The 19,088-nt window shown below is 70.3% G+C and carries 16 protein-coding genes and 2 tRNA genes; 11 read left to right on the top strand and 7 right to left on the bottom strand.

From position 1 onward, the window contains the following. Positions 1–21 precede the first annotated feature (21 nt). Both SSP29_RS36115 and SSP29_RS36110 read left to right on the top strand, forming a co-directional pair. Positions 22–975: a D-2-hydroxyacid dehydrogenase gene (locus tag SSP29_RS36115; RefSeq protein WP_089105138.1), complete on the top strand. Its 954-nt coding sequence runs from the start codon at positions 22–24 to the stop codon at positions 973–975. Positions 976–992: 17 nt separating this feature from the next. After that, on the top strand, positions 993–2,417 hold the full coding sequence (locus SSP29_RS36110) for an amidase (protein WP_089105137.1): 1,425 nt from the start codon (positions 993–995) through the stop codon (positions 2,415–2,417). Between the two features lie 368 nt (positions 2,418–2,785). On the opposite strand, the gene SSP29_RS36105 is transcribed toward SSP29_RS36110, so the two are convergent. Further along, positions 2,786–3,280 carry a DUF3830 family protein gene (locus SSP29_RS36105; RefSeq protein WP_167450074.1) on the bottom strand — a complete coding sequence of 165 codons (495 nt, stop codon included), beginning with the start codon at positions 3,278–3,280 and terminating at the stop codon, positions 2,786–2,788. Between the two features lie 47 nt (positions 3,281–3,327). On the opposite strand from SSP29_RS36105, the gene ehuB reads away from it, so the two are divergent. From ehuB to SSP29_RS36075, 6 genes are all read left to right on the top strand, one after another. Continuing rightward, positions 3,328–4,263: an ectoine/hydroxyectoine ABC transporter substrate-binding protein EhuB gene (gene ehuB, locus SSP29_RS36100; protein ID WP_089105135.1), complete on the top strand. Its 936-nt coding sequence runs from the start codon at positions 3,328–3,330 to the stop codon at positions 4,261–4,263. After that, positions 4,260–4,976, top strand: a complete 717-nt coding sequence (gene ehuC, locus SSP29_RS36095; RefSeq protein WP_089105134.1) for an ectoine/hydroxyectoine ABC transporter permease subunit EhuC — start codon at positions 4,260–4,262, stop codon at positions 4,974–4,976. Before ehuB ends, ehuC begins: the two co-directional genes overlap by 4 nt. Continuing rightward, positions 4,973–5,623, top strand: a complete 651-nt coding sequence (gene ehuD, locus SSP29_RS36090; protein ID WP_089105133.1) for an ectoine/hydroxyectoine ABC transporter permease subunit EhuD — start codon at positions 4,973–4,975, stop codon at positions 5,621–5,623. The genes ehuC and ehuD overlap by 4 nt, the downstream gene beginning before the upstream one ends. Next, positions 5,613–6,395: an amino acid ABC transporter ATP-binding protein gene (locus SSP29_RS36085; RefSeq protein WP_089105132.1), complete on the top strand. Its 783-nt coding sequence runs from the start codon at positions 5,613–5,615 to the stop codon at positions 6,393–6,395. The genes ehuD and SSP29_RS36085 overlap by 11 nt, the downstream gene beginning before the upstream one ends. Positions 6,396–6,663: 268 nt before the next feature. After that, positions 6,664–7,422, top strand: a complete 759-nt coding sequence (locus tag SSP29_RS36080; protein ID WP_167450073.1) for an IclR family transcriptional regulator — start codon at positions 6,664–6,666, stop codon at positions 7,420–7,422. A gap of 98 nt (positions 7,423–7,520) precedes the next feature. Beyond that, positions 7,521–7,594 (top strand) — tRNA-Lys (locus SSP29_RS36075). A gap of 47 nt (positions 7,595–7,641) precedes the next feature. On the opposite strand, the gene SSP29_RS36070 is transcribed toward SSP29_RS36075, so the two are convergent. From SSP29_RS36070 to SSP29_RS36045, 6 genes are all read right to left on the bottom strand, one after another. Then, positions 7,642–8,598 carry a DUF4331 family protein gene (locus SSP29_RS36070; protein WP_089105131.1) on the bottom strand — a complete coding sequence of 319 codons (957 nt, stop codon included), beginning with the start codon at positions 8,596–8,598 and terminating at the stop codon, positions 7,642–7,644. Positions 8,599–8,655: 57 nt separating this feature from the next. Then, the gene (locus tag SSP29_RS36065) at positions 8,656–10,308 is read right to left on the bottom strand and encodes a long-chain-fatty-acid--CoA ligase (RefSeq protein ID WP_089105130.1); all 1,653 of its coding nucleotides are present in this window, start codon (positions 10,306–10,308) and stop codon (positions 8,656–8,658) included. A 223-nt stretch (positions 10,309–10,531) separates the two neighbouring features. Further along, the gene (locus SSP29_RS36060) at positions 10,532–11,005 is read right to left on the bottom strand and encodes a DUF3592 domain-containing protein (protein WP_150135568.1); all 474 of its coding nucleotides are present in this window, start codon (positions 11,003–11,005) and stop codon (positions 10,532–10,534) included. A gap of 128 nt (positions 11,006–11,133) precedes the next feature. Continuing rightward, positions 11,134–11,739: a lytic polysaccharide monooxygenase auxiliary activity family 9 protein gene (locus SSP29_RS36055; protein WP_089105129.1), complete on the bottom strand. Its 606-nt coding sequence runs from the start codon at positions 11,737–11,739 to the stop codon at positions 11,134–11,136. A gap of 114 nt (positions 11,740–11,853) precedes the next feature. After that, a complete protein-coding gene (locus tag SSP29_RS36050) occupies positions 11,854–12,984 on the bottom strand; it encodes an SPFH domain-containing protein (RefSeq protein ID WP_089105128.1) in 1,131 nt (376 codons plus the stop codon). Between the two features lie 49 nt (positions 12,985–13,033). Further along, entirely contained in the window at positions 13,034–14,332 is a 1,299-nt protein-coding gene (locus SSP29_RS36045) for a peptidoglycan-binding protein (RefSeq protein ID WP_089105127.1), read from the bottom strand. A 186-nt stretch (positions 14,333–14,518) separates the two neighbouring features. Here SSP29_RS36045 and SSP29_RS36040 point away from each other — a divergent pair. The 3 genes from SSP29_RS36040 to glxA all read left to right on the top strand — a co-directional run bounded on the left by SSP29_RS36040 (position 14,519) and on the right by glxA (position 18,999). Beyond that, positions 14,519–14,592, top strand: a tRNA-Lys gene (locus SSP29_RS36040). A gap of 478 nt (positions 14,593–15,070) precedes the next feature. Continuing rightward, positions 15,071–17,065, top strand: coding sequence for a glycosyltransferase family 2 protein (locus SSP29_RS36030; protein ID WP_089105125.1), 1,995 nt, complete (start codon positions 15,071–15,073; stop codon positions 17,063–17,065). Continuing rightward, positions 17,062–18,999: a radical copper oxidase GlxA gene (glxA, locus tag SSP29_RS36025; RefSeq protein ID WP_089105124.1), complete on the top strand. Its 1,938-nt coding sequence runs from the start codon at positions 17,062–17,064 to the stop codon at positions 18,997–18,999. The genes SSP29_RS36030 and glxA overlap by 4 nt, the downstream gene beginning before the upstream one ends. The last annotated feature ends 89 nt before the right edge of the window (positions 19,000–19,088 follow it).

Below are 19,088 nucleotides of genomic sequence, written 5' to 3'. Positions count from 1 at the left end.
GACACCGGGAGACCACCCCGAATGACACCGCCCGTGCCCACTCTGCTGGTCCTCGACGCCGACCCGCCCCCGCGGCTGGGCCGGCTCACCGGCCGCGCCCGGATCGTGCACACGGACGCGGCGGGCCTGGCGGCCCGGCTGCCGGCCGCCGACGTGCTCCTGGTCTGGGACTTCGCCTCGCAGGCCGTCCGCGAGGCCTGGCCGGGCGAGGGACGGCGGCCGCGCTGGGTGCACACGGCGAGCGCGGGCGTCGACCATCTGATGTGCCCGGAGCTGGCCGCGTCCGACACGGTCGTCACCAACGCGCGCGGGGTCTTCGACGCGCCGATCGCCGAGTACGTGGCCGCGCTGGTCCTCGCGATCGCCAAGGACCTGCCCCGGACCCTCGACCTCCAGCGGGAGCGGACCTGGCGGCACCGCGAGGGGCGCCGGGTGGCCGGCACGCGCGCGTGCGTGGTCGGGTCGGGACCGATCGGCCGGGCGATCGTCCGCACTCTCAAGGCGCTCGGCATCACCACGGCCCTGGTCGGCCGGGTGCCGCGCACCGGTATCCACGGCCCGGACGACCTGGACCGGCTGATGTCCCGCGCGGACTGGGTGATCGCGGCCGCCCCGCTGACCGAGCAGACGTACGGCATGTTCGACGCGCACCGCTTCGGCGTGATGCAGCCGTCGGCCTGCTTCATCAACGTCGGCCGGGGCCAGCTGGTCGACGAGGAGGCTCTGGTCCGGGCGCTGAACCGGCGCTGGATCGCGGCCGCGGCCCTGGACGTCTTCGCGACCGAGCCGCTGCCCGCCGACAGCCCCTTGTGGGAGGTGCCGGGTCTCGTCGTCTCCCCGCACATGAGCGGGGACACGGTCGGCTGGCGGGACGAACTGAGCACTCAGTTCGTGGAGTTGTACGAGCGGTGGGCAGCGGGCAGATCTCTGCTGAACGTGGTCGACAAGAAGCGCGGATACGTGCCCGGTCACTGACCCTTCGGGAGGGACCCATGAAGCCCACCGACCGCACCGATCTCATCGGCTTCACCGCCCGGCGGCTCCTCGACGGCTATCGCAAGGGTGAGTTCGGCCCGGTGGAGGCGGTGCGGGCGGTCCTGGAGCGGGCGGCGCGGATCCAGCCGGAGGTCAACGCCTTCGTCCGGCTCACCGAGGAGGACGCGCTGGCGCAGGCGCGGGCGGCGCAGGAGCGGTGGCGGCGGGGCGAGCCGAAGGGCCTGCTCGACGGTGTCCCGGTGACGGTCAAGGACATCCTCCTGATGCGCGGCCACCCGACCCTGCGCGGCTCGAAGACGATCTCGGCGGCGGGGAGTTGGGACGAGGACGCCCCCTCGGTCGGCCGGCTCCGCGAGCACGGCGCGGTGTTCGTCGGGAAGACGACCACCCCCGAGTACGGCTGGAAGGGCGTGACCGACTCCCCGCTCACCGGGGTCACCCGCAACCCGTACGACCCCTCGCGCACCGCCGGCGGATCGAGCGGCGGCAGCGCGGCGGCCGTCGCCCTGGGGGCCGGGCCGCTGTCCCTGGGCACGGACGGCGGCGGCAGCGTGCGCATCCCGGCCGCGTTCTGCGGGATCTTCGGCCTGAAACCGACGTACGGCCGTGTCCCCCTCTATCCGGCGAGCGCCTTCGGCACGCTGTCCCACGTCGGCCCGATGGCCCGGGACGCGGCCGACGCGGCGCTGATGCTGGACGTGATCGGGGCCCCGGACGCCCGGGACTGGTCGGCCCTCGGTCCCGCCCCGGGCTCCTTCGCGGCGGCCCTGACCGCAGGCGTGCGCGGCCTCCGGGTGGCCTTCTCGCCCTCCCTGGGCGGCCAGGTGGCGGTACGTCCGGCGGTCGCGGCGGCGGTACGGGGGGCGGTGAGCGGGCTGGCCGGGCTGGGGGCCCGCGTCGAGGAGACCGACCCGGACTTCAGCGACCCGGTGGACGCGTTCCACGCGCTGTGGTTCGCGGGCGCCGCCCGGGTGACGCAGCGTTTCTCCCCCGGGCAGCGGGAGTTGCTGGACCCGGGGCTGCGGGAGATCTGCGGGCAGGGGGCCCGGCTGAGCGCGCTGGAGTATCTGGCGGCGGTGGACGTCCGGATGGACCTGGGCCGCCGGATGGGCCTCTTCCACGAGCGCTACGACCTGCTGGTGACACCGACCCTGCCGCTCACGGCGTTCGAGGCGGGGCCGGAGGTGCCGACGGGGTCCGGCCACCGGCGCTGGACAGGCTGGACCCCCTTCACCTACCCGTTCAACCTCACCCAGCAGCCGGCGGCGACGGTCCCGGTGGGGAGAGACACCGACGGACTGCCGGTGGGCCTCCAGATCGTGGCCGCCCGCCACCGCGACGACCTGGTCCTGCGGGCGGCCCACGCACTGTACGAGGCGGGCGTGGCAACGGCACCGCCGAACAGCACCACCGTGGCTTAGCACCGCTGCGGCGGAAAACAAGAACCGGCAGCGCGGCGACCACGACGAACTCGGCACCGCCGAACAGCACCACCGTGGCTTGGCGCCGTCGCGGCGGAAAACAAGAACCGGCAGCGCGGCGGCCACGACGAACTCGGCACCGCCGAACAGCACCACCGTGGCTTGGCGCCGTCGCGGCGGAAAACAAGAACCGGCAGCGCGGCAACCACGGCAAACTCGGCACCGCCGAACAGCACCACCGTGGCTTAGCACCGCTGCGGCGGAAAACAAGAACCGGCAGCGCGGCGGCCACGACGAACTCGGCACCGCCGAAGAGCACCGCCGTGGCTTGGCGCCGTCGCGGCGGAACAACGCAGGGAAGTACGGGCTCAGGCAGCGCGGAACGCCAGTCGCTCCCCCGCCGCGCCGTTGCGCCACAGGTCGTTGCAGGCCTCGGCCAGTTCCGGCAGGCCCGCCACCACCTGCCCCCACACGATCCCGGGCACCCACCCCACATCCCCGTTGAGCAGCAGGTTGTTGCGCTCGTAGAAGAGGGCCAGGTCGACCACCGTCGTACCGGCGCGCACCTCGCGGTCGTAGCCGTAGGCCTTCGTGGCCAACTCCGTGCCGGCGAAGGAGAAGTAGCAGAGGTCGCCGGGGACGGGCGTGACGGTCGGGTTCTCCAGGGGCGGTTCCGTCGCCGCGAACGGCGGGAAGAGCGCGTAGATCTCGTTGCGTGCGTACTTCGCGTGGTAGACGTCGCCGGACAGCGGCAGGGCGTCCCAGACGGCGGCGCAGGTGACCGGTGCGCGGTCGTCCAGGAGCCGGGCCGTGGCCGTGACCCCGCGGCTGATCAGCGAGACTTCGATGCATCGATTGCCCATGCAATCCATGGTGCATAAGTCGGTTGGGGCCGGGTAGCCGCGCCGCCATGGCTCCACCACATGGGAACGAGACAGCCACATCAAGGCGCGAATCCAGACAAACTCGGCGCGCGGTGCTCGCGGGTGTCGCCGCCGTCGGCGCACTGGCCGCCGCCGGCTGCACGCGGGTGGCCACCGCCACCGCGGCCCGCACCGACGGCGGTGACCTGCTGCAACGGCTGCGCGCCCAGGGTGTCGTACGGCTCGGGATCGCCGGTGAGATCCCCTTCGGATACATCGACAAGGACGGTCGTCTGACCGGTGAGGCACCGGAGTTGGCCAAGGCGGTCTTCAGGCGGCTCGGGGTCCGCGAGGTGCAGCCGGTGCCCACCGAGTTCGGTTCGCTGATTCCCGGACTGAATTCGCAGCAGTTCGACGTCGTGGCCGCCGGGATGTACGTCAATCCGGAGCGGTGCGCGCAGGTGATCTTCGCGGATCCGGACTACCAGATGCTCGATTCGTTCATCGTGCGCAAGGGGAATCCCAAGGGGCTGCACGACTACCGGGACGTCGTCGCGAAGAAGGCGAAGTTCGCCACCGGGACCGGGTACGCGGAGATCCAGTACGCGGTCGAGGCCGGGTACAAGGAGAGCGACATCCTGATCGTTCCCGACCAGGTCGCCGGACTGAACGCCGTGGAGGCGGGGCGGGTCGACGTCTTCGCCGGTACGGCGCTCACCACGCGTGCGGTCGTCAGGAAGTCGGCCAAGGCGGAGGCGACCAGGGCGTTCGCGCCGCTCGTGGCCGGGAAACCGCACGTGGACGGGGGCGCGTTCGCGTTCCGGTCGGCGGAGACGAGGCTGCGGGACGCCTTCAACGTGGAGCTGCGCAAGCTGAAGAAGAGCGGCGAGCTGTTCCGGATCCTGCGGCCGTTCGGCTTCACCGAGGCCGAGATGACCGGCCTGACGGCGAAGGAGCTGTGCGGCGGAGGGCAGAGCGGATGACCCCGGGACTGTGGGACCTCGTGTTCAAGGGCGCCTGGACGACCGTTCAGCTGCTGGTGCTCAGCGGGCTGCTGATGACGGCCGTGGCCCTGGTGGTGGGCGTGGCGCGGACGAACCGGCACTGGATCGTGCGGTTCCTCGCCGGTCTCTACACCGAGGTGTTCCGCGGCACCTCGGCGCTGGTGATGATCTTCTGGGTGTTCTTCGTGCTGCCGGTCGCCTTCGGCTGGCAGCTGGTGCCGCTGTGGGCGGGCACGCTCGCGCTCGGGCTGACGTACGGCGCGTACGGCGCGGAGATCGTGCGCGGGGCACTGGGCGCGGTCGACCCGGCGCAGCGGGAGGGCGGGATCGCGCTCGGCTTCACGCCCTGGCAGCGGCTGCGGCTGGTCCTGCTGCCGCAGGCGGTGCCGGAGATGATCCCCTCCTACTGCAACCTGCTGGTGGAGCTGCTCAAGGGCACCGCCCTGGTGTCCGTCACCGGCATGGGCGACCTGGCGTTCAGCGGGAACCTGGTGCGGCTGGCACTGCAGGAGAGCGCGCACATCTACACGTATCTGCTCGCCATCTACTTCGTGATCGCGTTCGTCATCACCCGGCTGATGCGCGGTCTGGAGAAGCGGCTGAAGGCCGGTATCGGCAAGGACCCGGGCGACGAACGGGCGGCGCGGGCAGTCAAGCGCAGGGAGACGACCGGGGTCGGTGGTGTCGCATGACGTGGGACTGGAGTGCCGTACGCGAGTTCATGCCGCACTTCTGGGACGGCCTGTGGGTCACCCTGGAGGCGCTGGCCCTCGGCTCGCTGATCTCGTTCTCGCTGGGGCTGGTCTGGACGCTGCTGATGCGCACGCCGACCAGGTGGGTGCGCTGGCCGGTCGGGGTGGTCACGGAATTCGTGCGGAACACCCCGCTGCTGGTGCAGCTGTTCTTCCTCTTCTACGTGCTGCCCGAGTGGGGGCTGGCGTTCTCCGCGCTGACCACCGGGGTCTTCGCCATCGGCCTGCACTACTCGACGTACACCATGCAGGTCTACCGGGCCGGCATCGAGGCGGTGCCGGCCGGGCAGTGGGAGGCGGCCACGGCGCTCAGCCTGCCCGCGCGGCGGACCTGGTTCGCGGTCGTCCTGCCGCAGGCGGTGCGCCGGGTCGTGCCGCCGCTCGGCAACTACGTGATCTCGATGCTCAAGGACACACCGGTCCTGATGTCGATCACCGTGCTGGAGATGCTCGGCCAGGCCCGGCTCTTCTCCCAGCAGCACTTCCAGTTCACCGAGCCGGTGACGGTGATCGGCGTGGCCTTCATCGTCGTCTCCTACCTCGCCTCCCTTCTCCTGCGCACCCTGGAGCGTCGCCTTGTCCGTTGAGACCAGCAAGCAGCCGGGTACCGCCGGTACGACGTCCGACGAGCTGATCCGTATCGAGGGGGTGACCAAGCGGTTCGGGGACAACACCGTCCTCGACGGCCTCGGCCTCACCGTGCAGACGGGCCGGCACGTCACCCTGATCGGGCCCTCCGGCTCCGGCAAGACCACGATCCTGCGGCTGCTGATGACCCTGACCAAGCCGGACGCGGGCACCATCACGGTCGACGGGCAGCGGCTCTTCCCGGCGCCCGAGAAGGAGCTGCGGGAGGTCCGCAAGCAGATCGGGATGGTGTTCCAGCAGTTCAACCTGTTCCCCAACATGAGCGTGCTGCGCAACATCACCGAGGCCCCGGTGACCGTGCTCGGCCTGCCGAAGGAGGAGGCGCAGGCGCGGGCCCGGGAGCTGCTCGACCTGGTGGGCCTCGCCGACAAGGCCGACGCCCGGCCGACCCGGCTCTCCGGCGGGCAGCAGCAGCGCGTCGCGATCGCACGGGCGCTGGCCATGCGGCCGAAGGTGCTGCTCCTCGACGAGGTGACCTCGGCGCTCGACCCGGAGCTGGTCGCAGGCGTCCTCGACCTGCTCAGGGACATCGCGCGCACCACCGACATCACGATGCTCTGTGTGACCCACGAGATGAACTTCGCCCGGGACATCTCCGACCAGGTCCTGATGTTCGACGCGGGCCGGGTCATCGAGGCGGGCCCGCCGGAGCGGATCTTCGGCGAGCCCGAGCACGAGCGGACCCGGGAGTTCCTCGGCGCGGTGCTGTAGATAATTCCACCGCCGACACCGTAAAAGTTTCCCCGCGCAGCGGCATGATTACAGGAAGTGAATGCTCGATCATCCGAGGTCCGGCGCACGGGTCATTCCGCTGACATATGCCAGAGGGTCTTAGCCGCAGTTCGGAGGGCCGGAATCTCGCCAACACCCCCTCCGTTTCCGGCGCTTGCCCGTTACTGTGGAGAGGATCCGCTGTCCGGATCGCGGCCCAAGCAGTGCTGCCGAAGCAGTACCGCCGAGCGAGCGCAGGGGGACCACCGTGGCGCTGATGCACGAGCCGACCGCCCCGTACCACTCCGCCCAGGAAGCCCTGCGGGTCCTGGAGACGGTGGCGGGGCACCCCAGTGGCGTCACCGACACCGAACTGGCCCGCCGCACCGGCCTGGACCCCGACCGGCTGACCGCACTGCTGCGCATGCTGCGCCGCGAGGGCTACGTCGAGCAGGTCACCGACGGCGCGTACGTGACCGGCGAGACCCTGCGCCGGCTCGGCTCCGCGCAGGAGCGGGAGCAGGCCCTCGGCGAGCAGCTCCAGCAGACCCTCGACCGGCTGCGCGACTCGGTCGGCGCCGCCGTCTATCTCAGCCGGTACGTCGACGGCGAGGTGCGGATCGGCCAGTACGCGGCCGGGCCGGCCACCCCCGCGGTCAACGAGTGGGTGGACTTCCGCTCCTCCGCGCACGCCACCGCGATCGGCAAGAGCCTGCTCACCCAGCTCGACCACAACGCCCGCCGCGACCACCTCTCCCGGCACAAGATGGCCCGCCTCACCTCGCGCACCATCACCAGCGACAAGCTGCTGCTCTCCCGGCTGGCGGCACAGCCGCCGACGGTCCCCGTCCTGGACCTCCAGGAGTACGCGATCGGCACGGTGTGCGCGGCGGTGCCGATCACCGCCGGCTCGGCCGTGGGCTGCCTGGCCCTGTCCCTGCCGGTCGAGCACGCACACCGGCTCCGCCAGGCCGCCGACGCCCTGAACCGCAGCGCGGCTCCGGTGCTGCTGTCCCTAGCCATCTAGGCCCGGTCGGAAGCACCCCGTCGGACCGGGTAGTATTTTCTTCGTCGCCAGCCGCGCGAGGCAGTCGAAAGACGATTCGAACGGTCGGCGTGAGTCATGCGCCGCTAGCTCAGTTGGTTAGAGCAGCTGACTCTTAATCAGCGGGTCCGGGGTTCGAGTCCCTGGCGGCGCACCTGTGATGACCTGGGGTTTTTATCACCCCAGGTCATTTTTTATGCCCTAGTGCGGGTCCCCCAGGAAGGGGAACTCGGAGCTGAGGTCGTCATGGGGCCGCAGCCCGTCGTGGGGCGCGGCGCCCTTGGTCAGCAGGGCGATCCCCTCGTTGATGACGTCGTCGGTGAGATTGCGGCCGTTCGGGGACCCCGCGGCGCTCAAGTAGTCATACGTCACGAGGTCGGGGAGCAGGCCCTCCGCGAGAGTGACCGCCTCGTCCTTGGGGTAGCCCCCGTGCTCGAAGATGTGCGCGAACTTGTCGAGGAAGAGCTCGCGGTCCTTGACCGGCTCCTGCTGGTTCCATACGCGCTTGTCGTCGTCACTGTGGTTGAAGTTGTTGTCGATCCCGGGCCGTCCCGCCCGGTCGCCCTGGACCAGGCGGCCGTCGTGCGGAACCAGGACCCGGGCCCAGACGCCGACCTGCGGATCCGGGCCGAGGACGCTGTTCGGGACCTCCAGCACGATGCCGAACACGTTCTTGTCGGCGAAGAAGTCCTGACCGGTCCACTGGAAGTTGTTCCCGGCCCCTATCGGGTCGGCGAAGAACGGGTCACTGCGGAGCCCGGCGAAGAACCTGAAGTCGCCGACCGCGGTGATCTCCGGCTTCGCGCCGAAGGTGACCGGGGCATCCGCGATGATCGTCTCGCCCGCCTCGACGTCGGCCGCGGGGCCCCGGCCGGTCGCCAGTTGCACACTGGCGCTCTGCGAGTCCCCCGCCACCGGCGAGAAGCGCACCCGGAAGGCGACGTCGTTCACCGCGTCGCCGTCGTTGTCCACACCGAACTCGTAGACCGACTCGGAGTCGACGGCGTCGGCGGTGATCGGCGAGTGCGGATTGATGCACATCACCAGGATCGTCCTGTCCGCGTCACCGGGACTCTGAAAGACAAAGATGTCGGTGATGTGGCTCCTGGGGTCCATGCTCGTGGGACTGATGCCCAGGCCGGAGACGTGATGTGCCATGTCGATGATCCTCTCGGGTAGCCGTCCAGGTCGACTTCGGCGCACGCTAACACGGGGTCAATTGCCCAAGTGTGCACGCATGTACGGGCCTTCGGGCATACGGTCGCCGGACGGACGCCACGTCCCGGCGTCCTCCGGCGTCAGCCTCCGGTACGCCTGCTCCCCCGGCGGCCGCCACCACACCGGGTCGGCACACCGCACGCCCTCCCTGCGCAGCGCGGCCCGCTGGATCTTGTTGGTCGCCGTCACCGGCATCCGCTCCACCACCCGCACGAACCGGGGCGCCATCTTCGTCCCCAGATCCGGCTGGGCCAGCAGGAACTCGGCGAAGTCCAGCGGCTCGAACCGCCCTGCGATCGTCGCCATCACCTGGTCCCCGGTCACCGGATCCGGCACCCCGTACACGGCGACGGCCTCCGCGCCCTCGTACCGGGCCAGGATGTTCTCGATCATCGCGGCGGCCAGGTTCTCCCCGTCGACCCGGATCCGGTCGTCGGTGCGCCCCGCGAAGTACAGGTATCCCTCCCCGTCCCGGTAGAAGAGATCCCCGGTCCAATACCACCCGCCCCGCCGCCGCTCCGCCTCCGCGGCCGGGTTCCGCCAGTACCCCTCGAACGGATTCGGCGCCCGGTTCACCAGCTCCCCTATCGCCTGCTCCCCGTTCAGCAGCCGCCCGCCGGAGTCGAAGACGGCGGGCGGGCACTCCTGCCCCGACTCCCGGTCGAGCACGACGAGCCCCGGCGCCGCCCGCCCCACCGCCCCGGCCGGCGTCCCCGGCGACCACTGGATCGCCGCCCCGCCCTCCGAGGACCCGTACCCCTCCACCAGCCGCACCCCGAACCGCTCCTCGAAGGCCGCCGCGTCCACGGCCCCGGCCTCCGTCCCGAACCCGAGCCGCAGCGGGTTGTCCCGGTCGTCGGGGCGCGGTTCGGTGGCGAGGACGTACTGCACGGCCCGGCCGACATAGGTGAAGTAGGTCGCCCGGTAGCGCCGTACGTCGCCCAGGAACCCGGACGCCGAGAACCGCCGCCGTAACGCCACCCCGGCGCCCGCCACCAGCGCGGGCGCCCAGTCGGCGATCACGGCGTTGCCGTGGAACATCGGCATGCAGATGTAGTGCACGTCGTCCGGGCCGACGTGGAACTGCCCGGCGAGCGAACGCCCGGCCGCGGCCAGCCTGCCCTGGGAGCAGAGCGCGGCCTTCGGAGCACCGGTGGAGCCGGACGTGAAGTAGAGCAGGATCCGGTCGGCGGGGGTGGCCCGGGAGGCGTCCGGGAAGGCGCCGAGGTAGGGGGAGAGGAGGGAGGCGTACTCCGGTTCGTCGGTGACGAGGACGCGGACGCCGGGCAGGTCGAGCCCGGCGAGCAGCGGAAGACGGGCCCGCTCGGTGACGAGAACCGGGCACTCGGTGTGCAGGATGTCCCGCGCCAGCTCGGCCCCCCGACGGGTCGGATTGACCCCGGCCACGGCGGCCCCGGCAAGCGCCGCGGCCCCCAGCCAGAGCGGGAACTCGGGGGTGTTGTCGAGAAGGACGCCTATGTGGGGCACGGCGCCGGCAGGCAGCAGGTCGGCAAACAGCGCCGCCCTGGCCGCAGCCCCACCGGCCACCTCGTGATGCGTCAGCACCCGCTCCTCGAACCACAACCCCGGCCGGTGATCACCCCATCGGGCGGCGACGGCTTCAGCAACGGTGCGCCCATTGGACTCCATGGAGAAGCAGGGTAATTGACACACCGTCAGATGTGCAGCGCCCCGTAAGGGGCGCGGGGCTGTATCGATGTGCGGCTGCCGCCGCGCGGGCGCGACACACAGCACCTCGCAGCGCCGGAGGCGCAACCCCCAAGGGGCGCGGGGCTGTATCAATGTGCGGCTGCCGCCGCGCGGGCGCGACCAGCCCCCACCGGCCCGCAGAGGCCCACGGCCTCACCGGCACTCACGGCCCGAAACTGTCCGCCGCCGAAAAAATGAAGTGCGCCACCCCCATGAAGGCCAGCGCGAACCCGATGAACACCGCGAAGAACGCCACCGTGCACCCGGTCCCCACGGCCAGCTTCCCCTGCGCGGGCGGCTGTGCCGTGCCGCCCTCCGGGTTCTCCGGCAGGTAGTACACCGTCACGAAGTCACCCTCGACGACCGTGGACCGCCCGTTCCGCTCGTCGATGCGGACGGTGCGCCCCTCGGCCGTCGTGAACTCGAACACATGATGCAGCGTGGTCGTCACGGCCGTGTCCCCGCCGCCGCCGCTGGTCGTCGTGTACGACCTCAGACAGCGTGCCTCGGCGGTACGCCCGTGACGCCACGCCCGGCTGATCTCGCTCGACCGCCTCAGCGTCCTGACCAACCCGAGGACACCGACGACGACGAAGATGCCGGGAAGGACATAGAAGAACACTTCCATCAGGCCCATGGGGTCCCCCGTTTCCGAACACCGGTCGAACTGACCGGTGTGGCGGGAACGTACCCCCGCGGCCCGCGGCGGGTCCTCAAGCGAAGCTCAGATCAGCCCGGTGTTACCCAGTCGTCGAACGACACCGGTCAGAACGTGACGTCCGAGCAGGCATAGAACGCGTTGCCCGTGTCGGCGATCGTCCAGACCGCCACGATCACGTGGTGACCGCTCAGCCCCGTCGGCAGGGTGCCGCTGTGGCTGAGGGTGGCCGGCGGGCGCTGGCCGTTGTAGGGGACGGTGAGGAACGGGGTGGTGTTGAGGTCCGAACGGGCGAGGGCGTGGTTCTGGTTCCAGCCCTGCTTGGTGGCGTAGTACTTGAAGTCGGTCGTGGCGTGCATCGCCGTGAACTGCCAGCGGAACGTGTACGTCTGGCCGCCCGTCACCTTGGTCGTCGGCCAGGCGCCGCCCGACGGCGTGGTGGGCGAGCTGAGCTGGGCGAACCTGCTCAGCCCGCCGTTGCAGATCTGGCCGTCGGCGGGACCGGCCGCCGGGAAGCCCTTCGGGCCCTCGACGCTCTGCGGCTCGTACTGGATGTCGCCGCAGTTCGTCACCGTGCCGTTGGCGCAGAGCTTCTGCCGGCTGATGGGGAGGTCGGTGTAGCCGTGCCCGCTGGCGCCGCCGGTGGAGAGTGCGAAGGCTCCGGCGGTCGCCACACCGAGCACGACGGCCGACACCTTGGTCCGTTTACGCATGCTGCCGCTCCTGGAGAACGTGGGGGAAGTTCGGTGAGCCGTGCAGGTCTAGACCAAGTCCCAGATTATTGCCGCGAATTGACTGTGTCTATATCAAAGACATGTCCATACCAATCACGGCGCGGACCCGGTGCGCCCCGAACAGAACGCCACCGTCAGGTCCCGCACCAGCACCTTGCGCTCGTAGTCGTCGAGTTCGACGAGTCCGCGCATGGTCAGCCGGGTCACCGTGTCCTCGACCGAGTCCACGACGGAGGTGAGCACGGTGGCCCGCTGCTGCGCGTCGAGCGCGGCGATCCGGCGGCGGTGCATGGCCCCGGCGACCTCCGGGGCGTACTCCACCCGGACCGGCTGCACGGAGAACACCTCCAGGCCGATGCCCGCCGCGTCCGCCGTGACCAGCCGGGTCAGCGCGTCCGTGGCCATCTCCACCGAACCCCGGGCGGTACCCGGCGGCTCCACCGGCACCCGGGCCAGCGCGGCCTCCACGCACTCGCGCAGATACCTCTCGTGGTCCTCGACGCCGAGCGCCGCCCGCGCGGTGTCCCGCACCCGCCACACCACCAGGACGACGACCCGGAGCGCGACCCCGTTGCCGTCCGCCGCCGGCATCTCCTCGCTGCGCCAGTGCCGCAGCCGGACGTCGACCCGGCGGCGCAGCAGCAGCGGGTTGACCCAGAGCAGCCCGGTGCGCCGCACCGTCCCCCGGTACCGGCCGAACAGGCCGAGCACCCAGGCCCGGCCGGTCACCCCGCGCGCGAGCCCCGCGAAGCCGAACAGGCCGAGCGCGCCGGCTCCGGCGTACGCGGCCCACTGCGCCGGGCCGAGCCCCGCGCTCCCGTACGCCGGCAGGTGCAGCGCGTGCGCCGCGAGCGGCGGCAGCACCCCCGCCCACCAGGAGGTGGCGAAGCCCCCGGCCACTCCGCCGAGCCCCGCGGCCACCCCGGCCGCGCCGGGCAGCACCCGGGCCGGGCACTCCGTCAGTTCGGGGTCGACGGCGGCGACCGGCCGGGGCTTGTGCATGGCCGGGCGGCGCAGCCGGGGCTGCTCGCCGGTGCCCTGGCGGCGGGCGACCACGGCGGGCCGCAGCGGCACCGACACCGGGTCGGGGTCGTCGCGGAACAGCAGATGGACGGGGATCTCGGTGGTGATCTCGTTCTGGATCAGCCGGGGAACCGGACGGGCCGGCGTTCCGCCGTCCGGGGGCCCGTCCGAATCAGGGGTGTGTGCGGTCGTCGTACTCATGCCTGCCTCCAGCCTCCGCGCCAGATGCTTCAGGTGATCGTCGGGGTCGTTACAGGAACAGGCGGCGCCAGGTCTCCGGACCCGGGTAGCCGTCGGCCGCGCCGCCGCGCCAGCCCTGGGCGCGCTGGAACGCCTCGACGGCCCTGCGGTCCGCCTCGCCCCAGGCGGGACCGGGGCCTTGGGCGTAGAAACGGCCGTAGCCCTTCTTGACCAGCTGCCTGCCGAGCCGGGTGACGTGGTCGTTGACGGCACCCGGGCGGAACCAGTTCTTGCCGGGATAGCCCGGGACCCCGTGCGAGGCGGGGGCGGACGAGGCCGCTGCGGGCTTGATGTTCTTGCCCTTGCCGGTGGCGAGGAGTTCCCAGGTGTGCGGCCCCGGCAGGCCGTCGGCGGCGGCGCCGGTCCAGCCCTGGGCCTTCTGGAAGGCCTGGACGGCCCGCTGGTCCGCCGGGCCCCAGACCGGCCCCGGACCCTTGGTGTAGTGGGCACCCGCGCCCCGGGCGACCAGCAGCTGCCCGAGGAGGGTGACGTACTTGTTGTCGGCGCCGGGCCCGAAGTAGGCCGCCCCCGGGAACGGCACCGACGTCTTCCCGGCCTGGGCGCCCGCCGTGCCCGGGTCCGCGATCAGGCCGTTGTAGCGGTAGGGGACGTACTTGGCGGAGTTGGTCCAGTAGGCGTAGGGCGTGGGCTGGCTGCGGGCCTTCGGGGGTGTCTGCTCGTACACCGTGTAGGAGGTGTGGGTGTAGTCCGTCCAGCCGCCGAAGATCACGACGTGAGAGCCCTTCTCGGGGTTGTCCGGGTTGTGGAAGAGCAGGATGTCGCCGGGCTCCAGCTCCTCCTTGGTGATCTTCGTGCCGAACTGGTCGAGGCTCCCGGTCCACTCGTTCCCGGTGAGCCCCCAGGCCATGGAGACATAGCCCGAGCAGTCCTGCCGGTACCCGTCCGTCCAGTAGAGGGACATGCTGTACGGCACCTGGGCGGCGATCCAGGTCTTGGCCCGGTTGATGATCTGCGTACGGGTGATGGGGGGTGTGGTGACCGGGCCGCGGGCGGGCTTGCCGCCCGGCCCGTGCAGGGGGGACTTGGTGCCCTGCGGGGTCTCGGGCACCGGATCCACGGGGGCGGCGGACCGGTGCGGGGCGGGCGGGGTGCTGTGGGCGGCGGCCGTCGGGGCGCTCGCGGCGAGGGCGGCGGACGCGGCGGCGGCCACGACCAGGACGCCCCGGGCGGCCGGGTGCCCGCCGAAGCGGCCGGGCAGCGGGGACCCGCCCACCCGCCGCCAGTGGACGCATCCGGGGCATTCGCAGTTGTTCGCGGGGTCGAATTCCTCGAATACCGGGGCCGGCATGCGATTCCCCTCACACTTCGGGCTGATATGTCCGGGACTGTGCACATTAACCACTTTCCCAACTGTCTTCCCGGTGCGCATGCTGACGGTCCGAATGATGTACAGCAGGGGGCGGACGAGGGTCGCCCTGGTGGCCGATGGTCGGGAGCACGCTCCCCTGTCGGGTAGAGTTCTCGATGTCAGCACGCGCCGCTAGCTCAGTTGGTTAGAGCAGCTGACTCTTAATCAGCGGGTCCGGGGTTCGAGTCCCTGGCGGCGCACATGACCGAAGGCCCCGGCCGCACCTCGTGCGGCCGGGGCCTTCGCGTGTTCCCGGCCGATGCCGCGCCGGATCAGGACCAGGACCCCTTCACCGGCCTCACACCGCCCCCGGAAGAAGCACCGGCGGTCCCGCATCCACACCATCCCCACATGCTCCACAATGAACGCGTATGCGCGGTAAACACCGTGTTTCGCTCTTGCGATCATGATGAGCACCGTAGAACCCTGGATGTCCAAAGTGCCGGTGTTTCGCGGCACTTGGGGGGTAGATAGCCGGTTGCCAGATCTGCGGGGTGAGGGGCCCCGGTCATGAATCGGTGCCGAGGGGGGCATCATGCAACCGGACGGTCACGGTCCGTGTCCATATTCTGTGGGACGACTGTGCCCCGTCATTGACGCGCCCGGCAGGGTCGAGGGGGATCCGAGCGGGCGGTGGGACCGATGACATGCGCTTACATGCGTGTGGGGGGATGACTCATGACGTCGACGCCGATGGGCGCCCGGCAGGAACAGGAATACGATCCGTCACAGACCGCACAGCTCCGGGTGCCCGCGCACCGCACCACCGCCGGCGCCCTGGGCCGCATCAAGAAGACACTGCCCAGATACGACTACGAGCACTACAGCCGGCTCGCGGGCCCCCTCACCCAGCCCGACCCGAGCAGGCCGTACAAGGTCCGGTACCGCTCGCTGCTCTCCCAGGAACCGCACCGCGTCCGTGCCGCGCTGATGCTGGGCGCGGCCCCGCTGCTCTCACTGGTGCTGCTGACCTGGCTGATGCAGCCCGAGCACTGGACCCAGCGGGACTACCCGGCGTACGACTTCCTGCCGGCCCTCGACATCGTGATGCTGGTGTCGATCGGCCTGATCGAGTTCTTCCGCTGCATGAACGTGCTGTCCAACGCGCACGCGACCCTGGTCGCCCGCGACCCGGTCCCGGTGATCCCGGAGACGGGCACCCGGGTCGCCTTCATCACCACGTTCGTGCCCGGCAAGGAACCGCTGGACATGGTCACCCGGACCCTGGAGGCGGCGGTCCGGCTGCGCCATCGCGGACTGCTGCACGTCTGGCTGCTCGACGAGGGCGACGACCCGGAGGTGAAGGAGGTCTGCGCGCGCCTGGGCGTGCACCACTTCACCCGCAAGGGCGTCGAGCGGTGGAACCAGCCCAAGGGCCCGCACCGCGCGAAGACCAAGCACGGCAACTACAACGCCTGGCTGGAGGCGCACGGCGACGAGTACGACATCTTCGCCTCCGTCGACACCGACCACGTACCGCTGCCCAACTACCTGGAGCGGATGCTGGGGTACTTCCGCGACCCGGACGTCGGCTTCGTCATCGGCCCGCAGGTGTACGGCAACTACGACACGTTCGTCACCAAGGCCGCCGAGTCCCAGCAGTTCCTCTTCCACGCCCTGATCCAGCGCGCCGGCAACCGCTACGGCGCCCCCATGTTCGTCGGCACCTCCAACGCCGTACGGATCAGGGCGATCAAGCAGATCGGCGGCCTGTACGACTCGATCACCGAGGACATGGCGACGGGCTTCGAGATGCACCGCACCAGGAACCCGGCGACCGGCCGCAAGTGGCGCTCGGTCTACACCCCGGACGTGCTCGCGGTCGGCGAGGGCCCGAACGCCTGGACCGACTTCTTCACCCAGCAGCTCCGCTGGTCCCGGGGCACGTACGAGACGATCCTCAAGCAGTACTGGAAGGGCCTGTTCAGCCTGGGTCCCGGCAAGCTCTTCAACTACACGATGATGATCATCTTCTACCCGATGTCGGCCGTCAACTGGATCCTGGCGGCGCTGAGCTGCGCACTGTTCCTGGGCCTGGGCGCCTCGGGTGTGAACATCGACCCGACCGTGTGGCTGATGCTCTACGGCAACGCCTCCGCGCTCCAGATCGGCCTCTACATCTGGAACCGCCGCCACAACGTCTCCCCGCACGAACCGGAGGGCTCCGGCGGGGTCGCCGGCATGGTGATGTCGGCCCTGTCCGCGCCGATCTACGCCCGCTCCCTCATGGACGCGGTGCTGCGCCGCAAGAGCAGGTTCGTGGTCACGCCCAAGGGCGAGTCGGCCAGCCCGGACACCCTCTTCGGGACGTTCCGGATCCACTGGTTCTTCATCCTGGTCTTCGGCGGCTCGCTGGCCGCCGGCTTCGTCAAGGGCCACTCGCAGCCCGCGATGCTCACCTGGGCCACGCTGGCGCTGCTGATCACGGCCGCGCCGATCTTCGCCTGGCAGTACACGCTGCGCAAGGAACGCAGGGCGCCCATGGCGGTGGCCGAGCCCGAGGACGCGGTACCGGCGGGATACGCACCCGCGGCACACGCGCCCCAGCAGCGGCCGACCTGGACGCCGCCCACCGGCACCCCCGCAGAACAGACCATGCGGATCGCGCTCGGCGGACTGGGCGGCAGCAGCGGACTGGGCGGCAGCAGCGGACTGGGGGGACGTAAGGAATGAACGACAGTGCCGGCCGCCGCCGGGCTCGTCGTCTCGCGATCAGTACGGTGGTCGTGCTCGCCCTGGCCGGGATGAACGGGCCGTGGCTGTACCGCTTCGGGACGGAGCGCTACCACCAGTACAAGATCAACAGACCGGAGTACAAGGCCGAGAACGGCCACTGGGACATCATCGAGTTCCCGAAGGAGTACCGCCAGGACACCATCCACGCGGTGCTCCTGCACACCGGGAAGGTGCTGCTGGTCGCGGGCTCGGGCAACAACCAGGACAACTTCGACGCCAAGATCTACGACAGCCGGATCTGGGACCCGGTCAAGGGCACGATCAAGAAGGTGCCCACCCCGGCCGACCTGTTCTGCACCGGGCACACCCAGCTCGCCAACGGCAACATCCTGATCGCGGGCGGCACCAAGCAGTACGAGAAGCTCAAGGGCGACGTCAAGAAGGCCGGCGGCGTCATGATCCTCTACAACGAGAACCCGGACAAACCGATGACCCTGCCCAAGGGCACCCGGTTCACCGGCAAGCAGAACGGCAAGACGTTCGTCTCCGACGACTCGGCGCTGATCCCCCGCGCGACGAAGGTCTTCGACAAGAAGACCGGCAGGTTCCTGCGGAACAACCCCGGTTACGCGCGGGTCGTCGTGGAGGCACCCAAGCAGGGCACCCAGTACGAGACCGGCACCCAGGACAACTACAGCATCGCGGGACTGACCGGCGCCGACGCCCGCAACACCTACGGCATCGCCAACAAACTCGGCATGGACAAGCGGGACTTCGAGGGCATCAAGAACGCCTACGAGTTCGACCCGGTCGCCGAGAAGTACATCAAGGTCGACCCGATGAACGAGGCACGCTGGTATCCGACGCTCACCACCCTGTCGGACGGGAAGGTGCTCAGCGTCTCGGGACTCGACGACATCGGGCAGCTGGTACCCGGCAAGAACGAGGTCTTCGACCCGAAGACGAAGACCTGGACGTACACGAAGTACAAGCGGCAATTCCCCACCTATCCGGCGTTGTTCCTGCTCCAGAACGGCAAGCTCTTCTACTCGGGCTCCAACGCCGGGTACGGCCCGGACGACGTGGGGCGCGACCCGGGGATCTGGGACGTCGACACCAATCAGTTCACCAAGCTGTCCGGGCTCAGCGACCCGAACATGCTGGAGACGTCCGGGACCGTGCTGCTGCCGCCGGCGCAGGCCGAGAAGTACATGGTGGTCGGGGGCGGCGGGGTCGGCGAGTCCGCGCTGTCCACGAACAAGACGCGGCTGATCGACCTGAAGGACCCCGACCCGAAGTTCACGGACGGACCCTCGCTGGAGAAGGGGACACGGTATCCGCAGATCTCCGTTCTGCCGGACGACTCCGTCCTGGTGTCGGGCGGGTCCGAGGACTACCGGGGGCGCGGCGACTCCGACATCAGGCAGGCGCGGATCTACGACACCGCCACCAACTCCTTCCGGAGGGTGGCCGATCCGCTGGTCGGGCGGAACTACCACTCCGGGTCGATCCTGCTGCCGGACGGGCGCGTGATGTTCTTCGGCTCCAACCCGCTGTTCGCGGACAAGGCGAACACCAAGCCGGGGGTCTTCGAGCAGCGCATCGAGATCTACACGCCGCCGTATCTGTACCGGGACTCACGGCCGTCGCTGAGCGGGGGGCCGCAGACCATCGCCCGGGGCGGGTCGGGGACGTTCACGTCACAGCACGCTTCGGCCATCAAGAAGGTGCGGCTGATCCGGCCGAGTGCCACCACCCATGTGACGGATGTGGATCAGCGGAGCATTGCGCTGGACTTCAAGACGTCGGGGAATCGGGTGACGGTGACTGTGCCGGGGAATCGGAATCTGGTGCCGTCGGGGTGGTACATGATTTTTGTGGATGACGATCAGGGGACGCCGAGCGTGGCGCAGTGGGTGAAGGTGCCGTAGCGCTCCGCGCTGCCGCCGCGCTCCCGCATGTAAGCCTTTGGCTGCGGGAGCGTGGTGGCTGGTCGCGCTCGCGCGGCGGAGCCGCAAAT

This window comes from Streptomyces hyaluromycini (assembly GCF_002217755.1).
Lineage (GTDB): Bacteria > Actinomycetota > Actinomycetes > Streptomycetales > Streptomycetaceae > Streptomyces > Streptomyces hyaluromycini.
Note: the sequence above shows the minus strand (reverse complement) of the source record. Positions and strands in the feature narration are given on the sequence as shown.